The 17,052-nt window shown below is 38.8% G+C and carries 20 protein-coding genes; 6 read left to right on the top strand and 14 right to left on the bottom strand.

Translation table 11 applies throughout. The features are described from left to right. Window positions 1-7 precede the first annotated feature (7 nt). On the top strand, window positions 8-1,336 hold the full coding sequence (locus tag I597_RS04040) for a M20/M25/M40 family metallo-hydrolase (protein WP_035326655.1): 1,329 nt from the start codon (window positions 8-10) through the stop codon (window positions 1,334-1,336). A gap of 106 nt (window positions 1,337-1,442) precedes the next feature. Here I597_RS04040 and msrA read toward each other — a convergent pair whose 3' ends face one another. The 12 genes from msrA to I597_RS03980 all read right to left on the bottom strand — a co-directional run bounded on the left by msrA (window position 1,443) and on the right by I597_RS03980 (window position 11,983). Next, window positions 1,443-1,985 carry a peptide-methionine (S)-S-oxide reductase MsrA gene (msrA, locus tag I597_RS04035; protein WP_035326653.1) on the bottom strand — a complete coding sequence of 181 codons (543 nt, stop codon included), beginning with the start codon at window positions 1,983-1,985 and terminating at the stop codon, window positions 1,443-1,445. After that, the gene (locus tag I597_RS04030; protein ID WP_035326650.1) at window positions 1,972-2,394 is read right to left on the bottom strand and encodes a DUF2452 domain-containing protein; all 423 of its coding nucleotides are present in this window, start codon (window positions 2,392-2,394) and stop codon (window positions 1,972-1,974) included. Before I597_RS04030 ends, msrA begins: the two co-directional genes overlap by 14 nt. A 157-nt stretch (window positions 2,395-2,551) precedes the next feature. After that, window positions 2,552-2,836, bottom strand: coding sequence for a TIGR03643 family protein (locus I597_RS04025; RefSeq protein ID WP_035328952.1), 285 nt, complete (start codon window positions 2,834-2,836; stop codon window positions 2,552-2,554). Between the two features lie 29 nt (window positions 2,837-2,865). Beyond that, window positions 2,866-4,350: a cryptochrome/deoxyribodipyrimidine photo-lyase family protein gene (locus tag I597_RS04020; RefSeq protein WP_035326648.1), complete on the bottom strand. Its 1,485-nt coding sequence runs from the start codon at window positions 4,348-4,350 to the stop codon at window positions 2,866-2,868. Continuing rightward, window positions 4,347-5,882, bottom strand: a complete 1,536-nt coding sequence (locus I597_RS04015; protein ID WP_035326646.1) for a cryptochrome/photolyase family protein — start codon at window positions 5,880-5,882, stop codon at window positions 4,347-4,349. The genes I597_RS04020 and I597_RS04015 overlap by 4 nt, the downstream gene beginning before the upstream one ends. Beyond that, the gene (locus I597_RS04010) at window positions 5,883-7,181 is read right to left on the bottom strand and encodes a DASH family cryptochrome (RefSeq protein WP_035326644.1); all 1,299 of its coding nucleotides are present in this window, start codon (window positions 7,179-7,181) and stop codon (window positions 5,883-5,885) included. Window positions 7,182-7,313: 132 nt separating this feature from the next. Then, on the bottom strand, window positions 7,314-8,870 hold the full coding sequence (locus I597_RS04005; RefSeq protein ID WP_035326642.1) for a DUF4301 family protein: 1,557 nt from the start codon (window positions 8,868-8,870) through the stop codon (window positions 7,314-7,316). Then, window positions 8,867-9,427 carry an AAA family ATPase gene (locus tag I597_RS04000; RefSeq protein ID WP_035326640.1) on the bottom strand — a complete coding sequence of 187 codons (561 nt, stop codon included), beginning with the start codon at window positions 9,425-9,427 and terminating at the stop codon, window positions 8,867-8,869. Before I597_RS04000 ends, I597_RS04005 begins: the two co-directional genes overlap by 4 nt. After that, window positions 9,388-10,020 carry a nicotinamide riboside transporter PnuC gene (gene pnuC, locus I597_RS03995; RefSeq protein WP_035326639.1) on the bottom strand — a complete coding sequence of 211 codons (633 nt, stop codon included), beginning with the start codon at window positions 10,018-10,020 and terminating at the stop codon, window positions 9,388-9,390. Before pnuC ends, I597_RS04000 begins: the two co-directional genes overlap by 40 nt. Then, a complete protein-coding gene (locus I597_RS03990) occupies window positions 10,004-10,264 on the bottom strand; it encodes a hypothetical protein (protein WP_035326637.1) in 261 nt (86 codons plus the stop codon). Before I597_RS03990 ends, pnuC begins: the two co-directional genes overlap by 17 nt. Window positions 10,265-10,270: 6 nt before the next feature. After that, window positions 10,271-11,230: a hypothetical protein gene (locus I597_RS03985; protein ID WP_035326635.1), complete on the bottom strand. Its 960-nt coding sequence runs from the start codon at window positions 11,228-11,230 to the stop codon at window positions 10,271-10,273. 27 nt (window positions 11,231-11,257) lie between these two features. Beyond that, window positions 11,258-11,983 carry a phosphoglycerol geranylgeranyltransferase gene (locus I597_RS03980; protein ID WP_035326633.1) on the bottom strand — a complete coding sequence of 242 codons (726 nt, stop codon included), beginning with the start codon at window positions 11,981-11,983 and terminating at the stop codon, window positions 11,258-11,260. A gap of 185 nt (window positions 11,984-12,168) precedes the next feature. Between I597_RS03980 and I597_RS15155 the strand changes: the two genes are divergently transcribed. Continuing rightward, window positions 12,169-12,324 (top strand): hypothetical protein, encoded by a 156-nt coding sequence (locus I597_RS15155; protein WP_455423295.1) that lies wholly within the window; start codon window positions 12,169-12,171, stop codon window positions 12,322-12,324. Window positions 12,325-12,372: 48 nt separating this feature from the next. Then, window positions 12,373-14,550 carry a TonB-dependent receptor gene (locus I597_RS03975; RefSeq protein ID WP_035326632.1) on the top strand — a complete coding sequence of 726 codons (2,178 nt, stop codon included), beginning with the start codon at window positions 12,373-12,375 and terminating at the stop codon, window positions 14,548-14,550. A 131-nt stretch (window positions 14,551-14,681) separates the two neighbouring features. Here the strand turns inward: I597_RS03975 and I597_RS03970 are convergent, their stop codons facing one another. After that, on the bottom strand, window positions 14,682-15,104 hold the full coding sequence (locus I597_RS03970; protein ID WP_052111888.1) for a hypothetical protein: 423 nt from the start codon (window positions 15,102-15,104) through the stop codon (window positions 14,682-14,684). A gap of 190 nt (window positions 15,105-15,294) precedes the next feature. On the opposite strand from I597_RS03970, the gene greA reads away from it, so the two are divergent. The 3 genes from greA (at window position 15,295) to I597_RS03955 (ending at window position 16,684) form a co-directional block, all read left to right on the top strand. Beyond that, on the top strand, window positions 15,295-15,771 hold the full coding sequence (greA, locus tag I597_RS03965) for a transcription elongation factor GreA (RefSeq protein WP_035326630.1): 477 nt from the start codon (window positions 15,295-15,297) through the stop codon (window positions 15,769-15,771). Window positions 15,772-15,836: 65 nt separating this feature from the next. Further along, entirely contained in the window at window positions 15,837-16,187 is a 351-nt protein-coding gene (locus I597_RS03960) for a four helix bundle protein (protein ID WP_035326628.1), read from the top strand. A gap of 107 nt (window positions 16,188-16,294) precedes the next feature. Beyond that, window positions 16,295-16,684, top strand: a complete 390-nt coding sequence (locus I597_RS03955) for an HIT family protein (RefSeq protein ID WP_035326627.1) — start codon at window positions 16,295-16,297, stop codon at window positions 16,682-16,684. Between the two features lie 7 nt (window positions 16,685-16,691). Here I597_RS03955 and I597_RS03950 read toward each other — a convergent pair whose 3' ends face one another. Further along, window positions 16,692-17,036: a hypothetical protein gene (locus I597_RS03950; protein ID WP_035326626.1), complete on the bottom strand. Its 345-nt coding sequence runs from the start codon at window positions 17,034-17,036 to the stop codon at window positions 16,692-16,694. Window positions 17,037-17,052 lie beyond the last annotated feature (16 nt).

The following is a 17,052-nucleotide window of genomic DNA, read 5'->3' as shown; positions in this document are numbered from 1 at the left end:
TTAAGCAATGGAAAATCACCTTCTCAAGACTACTCTAGCCCTATTTATTATTATCGCTTTCGCGAAAGCAAAAACAGTAACCGCTCAAACCAGCAATAAACTCTCACCTCAAGAACAGCGTATACTTACCCTAGTAGAAAAAAACTCGGCAGAGAGTATCGCATTTCTAGAAGATGTAGTAAACATTAATAGCGGAACTCTAAATGTAAAAGGAGTAAAAGAAGTAGGTAATCGCTTCTCTAGCGCATTTACAGACATAGGCTTTAACACAAAGTGGATTGATATGCCCGCCGAAATGGACCGTGCAGGACATCTCTTTGCAACTACAGAGGGTACAAAAGGTAAAAGATTACTACTTATAGGTCATCTTGATACGGTTTTTGAAGAAGACAGTGAGTTTCAAAAATTTGAAATGGTAAATGACACCGTAGCAAAAGGTCCCGGAGCAAATGATATGAAAGGGGGTAACGTGGTCGTACTTTATGCGCTCAAAGCTCTAAGAGAAGCAGGGATGCTAGACAATGCACAAATCACAGTAGCCTTTACTGGAGATGAAGAAAGCACAGGAAAACCGCTCACTATAAGTCGTAAGGATCTTATAGAGGCAGCAAAAAATTCAGATATTGCTCTTGGTTTTGAAACCTCAACGGGTTTTGATAATGCAACCGTAGCCAGACGTGGCTCATCAAACTGGAATGTAACTGTTACTGGAAAAAGAGCACACTCGAGTGGTATTTTTCGCGAAAGCGTAGGTGCAGGAGCAAATTTTGAACTTGCACGTATTCTTAACGGTTTTTATAACGAAGTAAGAGGTCCTGAATTACTATCCTTTAATCCTGGTATGATGCTGGGAGGCACAAAAATGGATCTTGAGGCAAAACAAAGTAAGGGAAGCATCTTTGGCAAAGGAAATGTAGTAGCACAAACGGCTTACGTACAAGGTGGCCTGCGCTTTATATCTGAAGAGCAAAAAGAAGAAGCTCGAGATAAAATGAGAGCCATTGTAGCAAATAATTTACCGCAAACAAGCGCTGTAGTTGAGTTTGAAGATAGTTATCCAGCAATGCAACCTACTCCTCAAAATTATGTCCTTTTAGAAAAATTAAGTCAAGTAAGCCTCGATATGGGAGGGCCAGCTGTGGCAGCATACGACCCTGGAAAACGTGGCGCTGCAGACACCTCTTTTGTCGCAGAATATGTGGCTTGTCTTGACGGTTTAGGCACAATGGGAACAGGAGCACATACACCAAATGAGACTGTATACATAAACACCATAGAGATGCTTACTAAACGTACCGCACTATTAATTTACAGACTCATAAATGAGAAAAGATAAGTCCGCTTTCGCGAAAGCGTAAATAAATACTTCATACTCAAAAAAGCCACATCACTCTATATTACTAGAAGTAGTGTGGCTTTTTAATATTGAAAAAACTAGTATTCTATGAGGCTATTAAATGCTCGTAGTACTTTTTCAGTTTCGCAATTTTGGGATCAATCACAACTCTACAATAGCCTTGTAATCTGTTTTCGTTGTAGTAATCTTGATGCTCTTGCGTAGCCTCATAAAACGTAGGTAACTCAGACACCTCCGTAACTATAGGGTCTTCATAATATTCTTGTACAACTTTTATCACTTGCTCGGCTTGTTCTTTTTGCTCTTCATTGTGATAAAAAATTACAGATCTATATTGTGTACCTCGGTCTGCACCTTGCCTGTTTAACGTAGTAGGGTCGTGCGTAGTCATAAAGACTGTAAGAATCTCTGCATAAGTAATCACAGTAGGATCATAATCAAATTGTATTACCTCTGCGTGACCTGTGAGACCAGAACAAATCTCTCTATATGTGGGGTGACCAGGCACGGTACCTCCAGCATAACCAGAAACTACATTTGTAACTCCTTGGAGACGTTGTATCACAGCCTCTGTGCACCAGAAACAGCCTCCTCCTACGGTTGCTTGTTGTAAGTTATTCTTCTTCATCTACAGGTGTGTCTATGCGGTTCCAAATTTTATCTGCTTTGAGCTCAAAAGTGCCTACAAAGTCCCAGTTACATTCCTCTGGCGAGATGAGTGATAAAAAAGGCTCACCTCCTCCTCTCTTGTATAAATGATAAACGGCGCCTACTATAGGCTCAAAAGAAAACTTTGCAGAGTATATAAGGTTATTATACTCAAACTGCTCCATCATTTTATCATACTGCGCTTTAAGCTCTTTATACTCTGTCTTAAATTGATGGTTAACCTTACTTATATTTGAGTTTTTCCAGGTAGTAACATCATCTGTTACAATGGCTGGAGCACCTAGGTTTGTAGCATATGGAGTTAGGGCAGCATCATACTTCCCTTTTTCTTCATTATATACAACCTGATCTGGTTTTTTCTTTGTCATCTTAAATTATCGTGCTTGGTGAGCGGAGTTATAAGTACGCTTTCGCGAAAGCGTGATAACTCATTTTTTGTACAAAGATAATGCTCAATCATTAAACAATATCTTAAAACGAAAAGCTTAACAGCGTCTTCACAGTTTAACCTACTGCGGTTTGCACTTATCTTCTCTTAGATATTTTATTATGTGTAATCTGTTTCTGTCTACTACACTTAAAACGGGTATCATCTATTCCATAGTTGCGCTTTGCAGCGTGCTTTGTACTTCTACCTTGTACACGTGCACGCCACATTCTAAAACTAGAAGGCTTCATCTCACGGCGCATAATATCAATAACCTCACGCTCACTTATCCCAAACTGAAATTGAATCGCGTCAAAAGTGGTGCGATCTTCCCACGCCATCTCGATGATGCGATCTAACTGTCTATCTGTAAACTCTTTCATATTGTTTTCTTTTTCTAATCTATTTTTTGTTAGTCCCACACCTGTCTATCTACTAAGGTGTGACGTTTTAAAATGCGCACGGCGTCTTGCTTTACAGCCGGGCGCTCTTTGTACTTCCACATTGTATCTGTCGCAAATTTTTGGGTCTCTTTTATATTTACAATAGGCGCTGGGTAGTCCTTACCTATGGTTGTATTACAAAACTGCTGCTCGAGGAGGCTCATTGTCCACGGTTCGTGTATGTATGATAGCGGTACTTCTCGTAACTCTGGAATCCATTTTTTTATAAACTCTCCGTCTGGATCGTGCTCATAACTGTTTTTTACAGGGTTATAAATACGCAACATATTAATACCGGTTTCTCCAGCTTGCATTTGTATTTGCGGGTAGTGTATACCTGGCTCAAAATCTAAAAATTGTCTCGCAAGAAATGCTGAGGCATCTTGCCAGGGTTGCCACAAGTTGTGTGTAAAAAATGACAATGTAAGTGCTCTCATTCTAAAATTGAGATAACCCGTTTCTACAAGGCACCGCATACAAGCATCTACTAGCGGGTAACCCGTTTTACCCTCTTGCCAGGCCTTTGCATAGACGGAATTAGGCAACTTCTTTAAACTATGGAAGCCTTTATTTACACTTACAAACTCCATTGTATCTTCCATCTCAAATTTTTGAATGAAATGAGCAGACCACCTAAGGCGTGAGGTAAAACCATCTATCTGTCTTTTATAAGGTGAGTCTTGTCGCAACTTTTTTGCTCGCTGCCATACCTCGCGCACCGACAGGTTACCCCAAGCTATATATGGAGACAAGCGACTACAGCTCTTTCTGGCTAGTAAGGGTTTTGAGATATGAGCATTATAATTTTTGATTCTGTCCCTCAAAAAACTATCATAATAACGCAATCCCATTGTAGTGCCTCCTTTTTGAAATGCTGTATTTTCTGATGTTTGTAAAGAGACACAATCAAAATACTGCTCAAGAACCTCTATTTCCTTTTTTGTAACAAGGTTTCCGCCTTGCGGCACAAAAATGCGTTGTGGCTCACTCATCCACCATTCCCAACCTTGTACCCAGCCTACTCTGTTGCTTAAGCTACGCCTTACGCCATTATTTATAAATTGTATCCATCGTATGTCTTGAGACTGCTGGTAGACCCTAAATGCAATATCTCTATCATAGGTTTTTCTAATTCCAGTTTCTACGTGAGAATAGACTCTTTTTATGGTGTAATGCTGTTGTAATTTTTTAAACACCGATATCACCTCTCCTTGAACAACAAGTATTTTGCTGCCAGAATTTTCTAACCTGCTTTGTAAATCCTGAAGTGACTCTTTTATAAAGTTAAAATGTCGCTCACTATAATGCTCATCATCTAGTAAAGAAGGTTCAACGATATATAGCAATATTACGGGTTCGATATGTTGAAGTGCCTGCCACAAGTTTTCATTATCTTGGAGTCTTAGGTCTCTTTTAAACCAGTGTACGGTGATATGTGGTTTACTATTACTCAATAATTCTCTGGATGCTCAATAATATCTTGCGCTCGTTCTTGGTGTGCTTGCAAGGTCTTCTTATCCATTTTATCAAGAAGGCTAAGCATCATATTCATTCTATTATTGTTTTCAAAATGAGCACGTTTCTCACTTAAGAAATTCCAATACAAAGCGTTGAAAGGGCAGGCATCTTCTCCTGTTTTCTTACTCACTTTGTAATGACAACCCTTACAATAATTAGACATTTTATTTATGTAACTACCGCTTGACACATAGGGTTTTGTAGCAATCTTTCCGCCATCTGCCCATTGTGACATTCCTCTCGTGTTTGTAATTTCTACCCACTCTATTGCGTCAATATAAATACCCAAATACCACTTATCTACCTGTGATGGATCACACATTGTAAGCAGTGCATAATTACCAGTCACCATAAGCCGCTGTATGTGGTGTGCATAGGCATTATCAAGGCTATTATTTATACTGCAGCTCAAGCAGTTCATCTTAGTTTTACCCGTCCAGTAAAAATCTGGTAAATCATTCGTATTTTCTAGTGTGTTTACGGTTGCAAATTCTGGCATTTGCATCCAGTACATACCTCGCATATACTCTCTCCAGCCAAGTATCTGTCGTACAAAACCTTCTACTTGACTGATGGAAATCTCCTCGCTGTTATCACGCCAGTAGTCTATAACGGTCTCTATTACTTCTTGAGGATCTAGGAGTTTACTATTCATCGCAAAGCTTAACCTGCTATGATACAGGTATGCTTGATCTGGATCCATAGCGTCTTGATAGTCGCCAAAATGTACTAATAAGTTCTCGCAAAAATACCTCAACACAGAAAGGCCGTCTGCCCTGCTGGTGGGCCAGTTAAAGTGCTTTTCGGTAATGCGGCCTATGGTTTTTACTCCTTCTTTTTCTAGTAGCTCGACAATCTCTCGTGCATCTTTTCTAAAACCACGCTCGTGTGGGATGAGGGTCTCACCCTTCCACTTATTGCGGTTACTGTGGTCAAAATTCCACTTTCCACCTTCTGGATCCTTGTCATTTATTATCATAATGTCGTACCTCTTGCGCATCATACGGTAGAAGTATTCCATTGTAAATTGCTTTTTCCCTTTGAAGAACTCTTGCAAATCTGTGCGCGAACTCATAAAATGCTCTGTGTCGCAAGATTGTACGGGAATGTTTACGCTTTCGCGAAAGCGTACTAATAACTCATCTAGTCTATACTCGTCTGGTAATTGATACTCAAACTGCTCAATGTCATACTGGACTATAAGCTGTTCAAGATTTTCTGTAAGACTTTGTGTGTTACGAGCATCATCTAGCTGGTAATAAACGACCGTATGACCTCGCTCTTGTAGCCAGCTTGTAAACTCGCGCATAGCCATAAAAAAGGCAACTACCTTTTGAATATGGTGTTTTACATAGTCTGTTTCTTGGCGCATTTCTGCCATAAAGTACACCACCTCATCGTCCTGCTCTTGATACCAAGAGTGTGTATGATTGAGCTGGTCGCCTAGTATGAGTCGTAATTTTTTCATTTAAAAAAGTTCTTCCTGCGTCCATAGTCTGACATATTTCCCGCTTCCATCATACATATCTTGCTGCCTCTTAATATTAAATTTACGGTCACGGGGGTCATTACCTACTCCCGCATTATACATCCAGTTGCCCCAGTTGCTGTGCACGTCATAATCTATGAGTATGCTTTCAAAATATGCTGCGCCTACACGCCAATCTTGCTCTTGCTCTTTTGCCCAAAAGCTTGCAACATTTTGACGACCGCGGTTAGACATCCAGCCTGTCTCTTTGAGCTCGATCATATTTGCGTTTACAAAATCATATTTTGTGCTCCCATTAATCCACTCGCGTTGCGCTTTATTATTATGCTTCCAGTCGTATTCTTTATTGAGAATACCGCCTATTTTAAAAATGTTGTTACCGTGTTTAAGAGAGACGTACTTAAAATAATCTCTCCATATAAGTTCAAAAATGAGCCAGTAGGTGTCTTGATTCTTTTTGACTTCTTTTTCAAATCTTTTTACCTCCCAATAAATCTGTCGTGCAGATATAGAGCCATTTGCAAGCCAGGCAGAGAGCTTAGAACTATAACCTTCACCTATAAGACCGTTACGGGTTTTCTTATAATAAGCAAGCTTTTGTGTGGTCCAGAAATAGTCATTAAGACGAGCCCAAGCAGCATCTTCTCCACCTTCCCAAGGGAAAGCTGTGCGGTGATCTTTTACAAAGGTATCTAATCCTAAGTCTTCTAGTGTAGGTATAGGAGTTATGGTATTTAAGTTATTTTCTTGCGGTAGTGCCGTAAGCTCTTTGAAGATAGGTCTCACATTACTTTCTTTCTCGCACTTTTTTCTAAACTGCGTAAAGATTTTAGGAACCTCTGTTATGGTATTGAAGGGAATATCATCTGGGTGAAATAGAAACTGATCATATACCTCCTCGTGTTTTACTTGGGGTATTGCGCGCTCTACAGCGTTTGTAACTTTCACCTCTTCTGCCGTCCACTCTTTTTGAGAATATAAGCTCGTAACTTTATAACTTTCAACTACGGTGGTTATATGCTCTTCGGGCTTGTGGTTATATACTAGCAAGGTGATATTGAGCTTATCTAGATTTGCTTTTAGATTTTCTAATGTTTCAATAAGAAACTTAGCTCTATATTTTTCGGTCTTTTTAAAACCAAAATCACCCTCTTCATAATGACGAGGATCAAAATAATAAACCCCTACAACTCTTTTACCGGTAGCAATAGCCGCCATAAGTGACGCGTTATCTTGAACTCTAAGATTATTTCTAAACCATACCAATGCGGTATCCATATCCTAATTTTCGAATAAAGATACTATTGTTTATTATTTTATTAAAAAGATTAAACAAATTTTAACCTCATTAAGCAACATTATCATTAAGATTGAGTAGTTCGCTTTCGCGAAAGCGTAATAAAAAACACTTTACCTAACCTGATGAGCTGGTTTAAGGAGATCATTTACCGTTTTTACAGGATTGAACGTTAAGAGCGGTACTTCAATAAAGATGGTATTCCAGTGTGCCATTCCTCCGTTCCAAAGACCGGGGTGCTCAAGTGCTTTTATTTTCTGTCCCTCGTAACTTTTTGAAGCTATGAATCCGGCTTTATAGTCTACAAATTTGAGAAGGTCATATTTCTCTCCTTTGTAATTTTTTACTCCGCAAACAATATCTACTGGGTTGAAGTGAGTAGCATTTGTAACAATTTGCTGCTGTGCGTTATCACCAGGGTTGATTTGTACACTCTCTACAATCTGGAGACATTCCTTCCCATTTTCGTGACGAACCCAAAACGGACCTCCACCTGGCTCTCCTTCATTTTTTACCATACCACAAACGCGTAGTGGTCTATCTAGAAGTTCTCTCAAGTACTCCACTTGATAGGTAGGCGAGTATCGCTCAAAATCTGATGCAACCTTTATAAAAAGCTCATTTTGTAGAAATGTAGCAATCTCTAAAATAACTTGCTCATTTATAGCTTCGGCATCATCTAGTTTATGCAAGTAGGCAAAAGACTGTTCTTGTATCTCAAGCAACTTACCTGCGAGCATCTTTTTACATTGAGCAATCTTCTTACGATACTTGCTTACAACTACATTGTCTATATTCTTTATAAAGATAATATCTGCATCTTGCTCATTAAGGTTGTTTATAAGCGCCCCGTGACCACCGGGTCTAAAGACTAGTTGTCCCTCTTTATCCCTAAGCAATTCTCCATTACTTGCCAGTGCAACAGTATCTGTAGCTGGAGATTGAAATGAGTATGAAATGTCAAAAGTAGTTGCAGTTTTTTCTTGTACGTAGTCTTTACGTTTTTCAAACTGTTTTTGAAAACGCTCTAAATGTGCCTCAGAAATTGTAAAGTGCAATCGTGCTACTCCATCTTTTGCCGCATAAGATGCGCCTTCAAATAAATGCTCTTCAAAGGCAGTAGCAATATTTTTTTTATACCTGTGGAATGGGAATAAGCCTTTAGGTTTGTTTCCAAAATTAAGCTCATCTTCATTGAGCAATATTTTTATGAACCGCAGTCTATTTACATCTATATCTAGTGATTCTCCATCACTATACTTCTTCTTAATGCGCTTACGCACCTTTTTATAAAAAGGGAAGCTATCTAATCCCACAAAAAACAAGCGTAGTTCTGGAACTCCTTTCTTATTAATGTAAGCATTTATTGAACCCTCTACGGGATTGTAATCATCATAAAACTGAAAGAGAAATTTAAACATTCTAGTTGCCGCACCAGAGGCTGGTGTAAACTTTAATAACTCGAGGTTACTACTAGATTGATCAAATTTTTCTACAAGTGCTTTTTCTTGATCTGAAGATAAGATGAGTATTCCATTTCCATCTGTGGCGGCATCTCTTAAATCTGCAAAAGGAATTCCTTTGGTTAGACTCTCAAACTGACTCTGTACTTGCTCTAGTGCAATGCCTCTTTTGTCCAGCTGCTTTTTATCCTCTTCTGTTATTTTCAAACTAATAGTGTGTTAATTACCTGAGTTGCCTCAGTCACTCGCTCTTGTACTCCTCCTTTCATTATAATGTAGGGCCTGTCATACTTTATCAAAGCGCTTTCAAAGGCTTTAAACATTTCTAACCGGCGGTGTGGTCTATCTCGTAAATCGTCTTCTTCCCAAGGTGTATCTATGTATGTTAAAAGATACAAATCATATTGATTTTCTAATGCTATTTTTTCTAATAATTCTGGGCACCACCCATCATAATATGCTTCGCTATAGACCTTTGTAGTAAGTAAATCTGTATCACAAATGATAAGCCTATCTGTGCTTGCGGCTGCTTTATTTTCTAAATCTATCTGTCCAACAGCTATGGGAAGTAAATCTTTGGGTCTACAGATTTTCTTCTCCTTCTCCCAAAGTTCTTGTAAATACTCTCGTGCAAATTCTTCTACCAGGGGAGCGTTGTAATGCTCTGATAGCTTTCGCGAAAGCGTACTTTTCCCACTACTCTCTGGCCCAAAAAGACATACTCTTATACAGCTGCTAGGGACTTGTCTAAGTTTTTCTTCCATTCTAAATAACCGAAAACGGCAATAATCGTTAATGCAAAATACAAGATACTACTAAAGGTTAAACCTTTGTAAAAATATAAGGGCACAGTAATAATATCACCTATAATCCAGTAAATCCAGTTTTCTATCTTCCGTTTTGCCATAAGCCACATTCCAACAAAGAAAATGCCTGTGGTAATCATATCTATATATGATGTCCAGTGTGAAATTTTATCAAAAGTGATGTATACGACATATGTAAATACCGCCGTGGCTATAAAAATACCCACAGAGATAATGTGCTCTTTTCTTGAGGTCGTAGTAATAGGAGTGACTGCTGTGCCATCTACCGTTCTGGTCCAGATATACCAGCCGTAAACACTCATAATAAAGTAATATGCATTAATCATCATATCACCTAGCAAACCCCATTTAAGTAATAAATACACAAAAATGGCTGTACAAATCATTCCCGTAGGAAAGACCAGAACATTATTCTTTTTTGAATAAATAACCGATGCTATTGTAAATACAGAGGCAAGTAGCTCTAATACGATATCTAGTGTATCATAACTCGCATATTGCCCAAAGAGGAAATCAAAAATCTGCGACATAGTCTGAGCGGTCTGTTTTTACCATTTTTATATAAAAGAGGCCTATACCTACTTCTTGAAAACTGCGTTTCATCTCTACAGTGAGAAGCCCCATCACCTCATCATAATCGCCATAAACCTGCGTAGCAAGAGGGTTTTCTATAACAGTGAGGCTTGAGTCACGTAGCCTTTTTATAAAATTTATAATATGCCCTTCATAATCATCCTGCAAAGGACTAAAAGTAAGGTCTACAGATATATTCATAATTTCTTATTTATTATAGACGTGCAAAAGTGCTCCCATCCCATAGTTTACGTGACCTGTCTTTACTAGTGCAGAGTTCTCGTTATAAGATTTGTCAAACACTTGCCATTTTTTATTATTAAAAAATACCCTTCTTACAAAAGTCTTTTGCGCAGGAAGATCATTTGTAAAAGGCAACAGCGGTCTAAAAGTGATAGACACCTTTTGTACACCTCTAGGCGTTTCTATCTCATTATATTTTTTAGTCTGTATCAATTTCCCTTGAGGGTCTGCATAGCCTAGTACTTGTAAAGACGCATATAACCCACCTTTAGGAATAAAGATTTGGTATTTTGAAATATCTAATTCATACATCTCATCATCTTGCTCGCTTACGCGAAAAACGATATCATCGTGTACCATAGCATCACCAGGCAATCCGTTATTATTTTTATAAAACTGAATTCTAAAAAGAGTAGAAAACTTCATATTACCCTTTTTTCGAAACTCCTTTTCTGAGTTAATAGGTAGCCAGAGTTGCGCCACTTTTGTAGACTTACCCTCTTGCCTTTCAAAAAATACCGCCACCTCACTTTCTACCGTAGGAAGCCAGCTATTATAATAGTTGATGTGTGTAGTTTCTTTGAGCTTTTTCTTTTTATACTTTCCTTTTTTTTCTGAAGTGAGAACCACTTCCTCTAGCTGGCTTGCTGCAGGTTGCAAGTATACTTGAGATACCAGTCCCTCTGTAGCAACTGCCTTACTCTCAAAACCTATTGCCGAAATGTAAAGACTATCAATGTCTTTATACTTAGATGCCTCAAATCTAAACTCTCCCTCCTCTCCAGCAAAAGTACCTCGTCCATCTCCAAAAGAGATAGTTGCAAAAGAAACCGGCGTCTTTGTAACTGCATTTTTTACAAAGGTAGTCTGGCTATTTACAACCGCAGTTAATGTAAGTATTATGGCTAAGAAGAAAACTTTCATATAAACAAATGTAGTGGTTTTAAACCGTTAGTTATTCCAGGTATTATCTTCAAAAGCAGTGCCTACCACTACCATTGTAGCTCCAGCGGTAAAAGCCGCTTGCATAGCACGCTCTGTACGTATGCCCCCACCTACAATTATGGGTATGGTAATCGCCTCACAAACTGATGCTATAATATGAGGCTGTACTGCACTTCTAGCACCGCTACCCGCCTCTAGATATAGTAGTTTTTTACCCAGATATTGTCCAGCTAGAGCGGTCGTTATAATAATCTCAGGTTGATCTTGAGATAGTGGTTGCGTATTACTCACTCTCTCAACTGCCGTTTGCGAGCCGCCATCTATAAGAAGGTAACCCGTAGGTATGACTTCAAGATTACTTTGTTGCACTACTCGTGCGGCTTTTACTTGTTGCCCTATTAAAAACTCTGGATTATCACCAGAGAGTAGTGATAAAAACAGTAACGCATCTGCCTCTGGGGTAACTTGTGTGTAATCTCCTGGAAATAATAGTATGGGCAAATCTGTTTCGGCTTTGAGGAGTTGTACTACTTTTTCGGTTTTGCGGTTGTGATCTGTGCTACCACCTATAAAAAGATGCGTGGTTTGCGCAGGGATTTTTTTTAAGTATGCTTTCGCGAAAGCGCTACTCTTCTCATCACCATCTACCTCAAACTTATCTGGGTCTATGAGTATGGCGAGCAATCTGTTTTTAGATTGAGCTGCACTTATTATGTTTTTTAATATTGACATCGTAGACGAAGGTAGGAATATGCAAGATACTAGCAAGGGCAATCTTGAACACTAGTCGCTTTTATATTTTTAACCTGAGTTAACTATTAAAAAATACTTGTACACTATGCTGGATAATCAAAAACTCTAGTATATCTTTGCGCCATCTCAAAGGGGTGCTTTTGAATAAGCTGAGATTATACCCATTGAACCTAGAACAGGTAATGCTGTTTAGGAATGAGAAAGAGGCCTTACCTGAGACTACCGTCGTGTGGTTTGAGAAGGCAACCTTACTCTTGAGACGTGCTTTTATAGCACACCCTCTTCAATACGTGCGCACGCACTGGTATGCTTTATACTAACATTTAAGGAATATTTGCCCTTTGTATTCGTAACCAAATTAATTACGGATGAAAAAGATCCTATTAAGTATGATGGCACTCGCAGCAATCACTGCTACTGCCCAACAAACCACTGTTATTGACACCACAAAAGTGGAGTCGCTAGATGAAGTACTGGTACGCTCTGTAAGAGTAAAAGCAGACTCACCTATCACACACTCTAACCTTACAAAGGCACAAATCGCCCAGCGCAACTTAGGTCAAGACATCGCTACACAGCTTAACTTTTTACCTAGTGTTGTGACCACGTCAGATGCTGGTGCGGGGATAGGGTATACAGGCTTTAGAGTACGTGGTACTGGTAACCAAGGTATCAATGTAACGATAAATGGTATCCCTTATAATGATGCGGAGAGCGCAACTACGTTTTTTGTAAACCTTCAAGACTTTAGCTCTTCTGTAGAGAGTTTACAGTTACAGCGTGGTGTAGGGTCTTCTACAAACGGTCCTGGAGCCTTTGGAGCAAGTCTTAACATTCTTACAGATGCTATTTCTAAGGAGGCATATGGTGAGATTTCTAACTCATTTGGATCTTTTGCAACACGTCGTCACAATGTGAAGTTTAGCACAGGCTTACTTAATGATCACATAGAGATATCTGGAAGATTATCACAAATAAAATCTGATGGATATATAGACAGAGCATCGTCAGACCTTAAGTCTTACTTTTTACAAGCGGCTTATACAGATGATAATACGCTTATTAAACTTATAAATTTTGCAGGATCTGAGGTGACGTATCAATCTTGGTTTGGTATCGACGCAGAGACCCTTGCAGAAGATAGAACGTTTAACCCAGCTGGTCAATTTACAGATGATAATGGTGTAACGCGTTTTCACGATAATCAAGTTGACAATTACAAGCAGGACCACTACCAGCTACACTGGAACCAGCGTTATGATAACAACTGGAGTACACAGCTTAGCCTTAACTACACGTACGGTCGCGGCTTCTTTGAAGAATATAAAGAAGATGAAGATCTTGCATTTTACAGCATTGCTCCTGTAGTTATAGGTGATGAGACGGTTGAGACCTCAGATATTATAAGACGTCGCTGGCTAGACAATGATTTTTACGTGGCAAATGCTACGGTAAATTACAAGGACACAAGCCTAGACTTTGTAGGAGGTTTATATGGGAGTGTATACGATGGAGACCACTTTGGAGAAGTGATCTGGGCACGTTTTGCTAGTGATAGTGAGCTAGGTGATGATTACTATTTTGGAACTGGCACAAAGAAGGAGTTTTCTGCTTTCGCGAAAGCAAACTACCGTTTCAACTCAAAATGGAGTGGATATCTTGACCTGCAGCAACGTTTTATCTCATACACAACAGACGGTATCAACTCTGACATTGCAGAGTTTATTGTAGATGAAGATTACAGCTTCTTTAACCCAAAAGCGGGTCTTTCTTATAAAGTAAATGATAACAACCAGCTGTATGCATCTTTTGCTAGAGCAAACAGAGAGCCTAACCGTACAGATTTTGAAAACGGAGCACCACGCCCAGAGCGTCTTAATGACTGGGAGTTAGGATGGCGTCATAATACAGATAAAGTAAGCCTTAATGTAAACGGATACTATATGGGTTACCGTGACCAGCTAGTACTTACTGGAGCGCTAGATGACGTAGGAGCACCTATACGTGCAAATAGTGGAGAGAGCTTTAGAGCTGGTATTGAGATAGACGCCGCAATCGCTATAACAGATCAAATTACAGTACAGCCTAATGTTGCAATAAGCACAAATAAAAACAAAGATTTCTTTTTTGAGAGAGACGGCGTGCTTACTAACCTAGGTAATACAGACATCTCATACTCGCCTAACCTTGTTGCCGGAAACACCATCTCATACAAGCCAGCACAAAACTTTAGAATAAGCCTTTTATCTAAATATGTAGGTGAGCAATACTTAGGTAATATAGACAGTGAGACGTCTAAGCTAGATAGCTACTTTACAAATGACTTAAACGTTACTTATGAGCTTAAAGATATCCCGGTATTTAAGTCTATCGTGTTTAACGCGCTAGTAAACAACATATTTGATGTAGAGTACGTATCAAACGGATACTTCTTTACCTTTGACGATGATTTTTCTGTGCCTAATGAGATCACAACTATAGAAGGTGCAGGTTTTTACCCACAGGCAGGGATTAACTTTCTAGTGGGTGCTACGATGAAGTTTTAAAAACTAAATTTTGAATTTATGTTTTTTTAGCTTACTTTAAATGTCAAATAATCAACAATTTGTAGCAGTTGGGGGACTGTGATACACTTTGTAACAAAAGAAGCCATCTTGTTAAGATGGCTTCTTTTCATTTAATTAAACACGGTAATCGTTCCTCCAGATTCATTTACTCTGTAATTAAGCATCGTGTAGGGCAACACCTCATCATTAGATTGCCCTGTAAATAAGTTATAACTATGTGCATCATCACACTGGCAGAAAACGTTTATACCGTTTATCACCATTCTAGAGCAGTCGTTTGGAGCGTGGTTAGGGTCTGAAGCTTCCCAGGCAATGAGACTGCTACCCGTATTAATCACAAAAAAACCTCGCAAACCACCATTAGACACATAAATAGGGTTACTAGGTATCTCAAGATCGAGTACCTGTATGGCACTAAGTTGTGTAGAAAAATTTACATCTAACAAGAAGGGATTGCGCTGGCCGCCATCATCACTTTTAGAACAAGAAGTAATAAGAACTAGAGCAAAAAGTAAAGCACAAATGTGACGCATAATATTGTTTTTAATACGCTTTCGCTAAAGCGTAATTTTAATCCTATAAAGCTCGCAAGGTACTATAAAACGAGAAAGGATTTAAAATATTTCGTATATTCGTAAGGCACGTCCCGAAGAGGGACTTTTTTTGTGTTTGAGAGATTGACACATCATTTTATTACTAATTATACTTAAAACCGGATCTATTATGAGCAAGGTAAATTACTATACAGCAGAAGGATTACAAAAACTTAAAGACGAACTTAATCACCTACGTGATGTAGAACGCCCAAAGGCATCACAAGATATTGCAGATGCACGTGACAAGGGAGATCTGAGTGAAAATGCCGAATATGATGCTGCCAAAGAAGCACAAGGAATGCTAGAAATGCGCATCTCAAAACTTGAAGAGCTTGCCGCAAACGCTCGCATCATAGATGAGTCTCAACTAGACACCTCAAAGGTGCTAGTACACTCTACCGTAAAAATTAAAAACCAGACTAACGGCGCGACAATGACCTACAAACTAGTAGCTCAAAATGAAGCCGACATCAAAAAAGGACTTATCTCTGTAGACTCACCTATAGGTAAGGGACTCTTAGGTAAAAAAGTGGGTGAAGTGGCCGAAATACAAGTGCCTAGCGGGATAATGAAATTTGACGTAGTATCAATCACTAGAGACTAGCGATCTAAGTTGAACTCGAAATTGAAGCTGAAGTTACAAAATGAAGTGGGCTAGATAATTATAGTATGAGCGACAAACCTTTCGATTTAAGTGAGCGACTGGAAGATTTTGCTGCTGCGATTATTATACTTTACAACACTAAGCCTCTATCATTTGCTGGAGAGTATCTCGCAAAGCAACTCATACGTTCTTCTTGCTCCTCTGCTCTTAACTATGGAGAAGCTTTAGGAGCTGGAACCGCTAGGGATAAGGTTCATAAGCTCAGAATATGTTTAAAAGAACTTAGAGAAAGTTTACGCAATCTCAACATTCAAGTAAAAGCAAATTTATTATCTGAAAATAGCCTCAATACGCTAAGAGATGAAAACGATCAACTCATAAGAATTATCGTAACCAGAATTAAAAATAGCAATTAAGAATACTGTACAAGTTGCAAGTTTAGTTTCAGTTATAGATTCAAGTTCTATTTCAGTTTCAATTTCAAGTTCAGTTTCAATTTCAGTTTCAATTTCAATTTCTACATATGTCAAGCATTTTTACAAAAATCATAAACCGAGAAATCCCAGGCCAAATTGTTGCAGAGGATGATAAGCATATCGCCATACTAGATATAAATCCTAATGCAAAAGGTCACACCCTTTGTATCCCTAAAAAAGAGGTAAACAAGATTTTTGACCTAGAGGAACAAGAGTATCTTGACCTGATGCGTTTTTCTCGCAAGGTAGCAATCGCTCTAGAGAAGGCAGTGCCTTGTAAACGTGTAGGCGTATCTGTCATAGGTCTTGAAGTACCACACGTGCACGTGCACCTCATCCCTTTACAAGATATGGATGACATAAGATTTGAAAAGAAAGTATCTCTTACAGATGACGAATTTAAGGAGCTTATAAATGATATAAAGAAAGTTTTATAGAATACTACTAGTAATATGTTATTACTCCATAAATAACAACACATAAAATAACTAAAAGTCCAAGTCCTATAATATAGGTTTGGGCTTTTAATTTTTTAAACGTTTCCTTTTTGGCAAGCTTATTATGGTACTCATAAAGGCGCTCAATATCTTGGGTCCAGCTTACGGGATAGATAGGAAAATCGCAATGTTTACAAACCAACTCTTCCCTCACGACATCTGTTGCTTTTTTTGACCAGAAAGTATCTTTCCACTCCTGTTTAAAGCTTAGCTCTAAGCCACTATTGCTATAACATTCTGGGCAGTTGCACTGCAAGGCAGCCGTATGTATGGTTTTATAAGTAGTTTTCATAAATGTGATACGCTTG

Source organism: Dokdonia donghaensis DSW-1, assembly GCF_001653755.1.
Taxonomy (GTDB): Bacteria; Bacteroidota; Bacteroidia; order Flavobacteriales; family Flavobacteriaceae; genus Dokdonia; species Dokdonia donghaensis.
The sequence above is the reverse complement of the archived record's forward strand: the minus strand, read 5'-3'. Positions and strand labels throughout refer to the sequence as shown.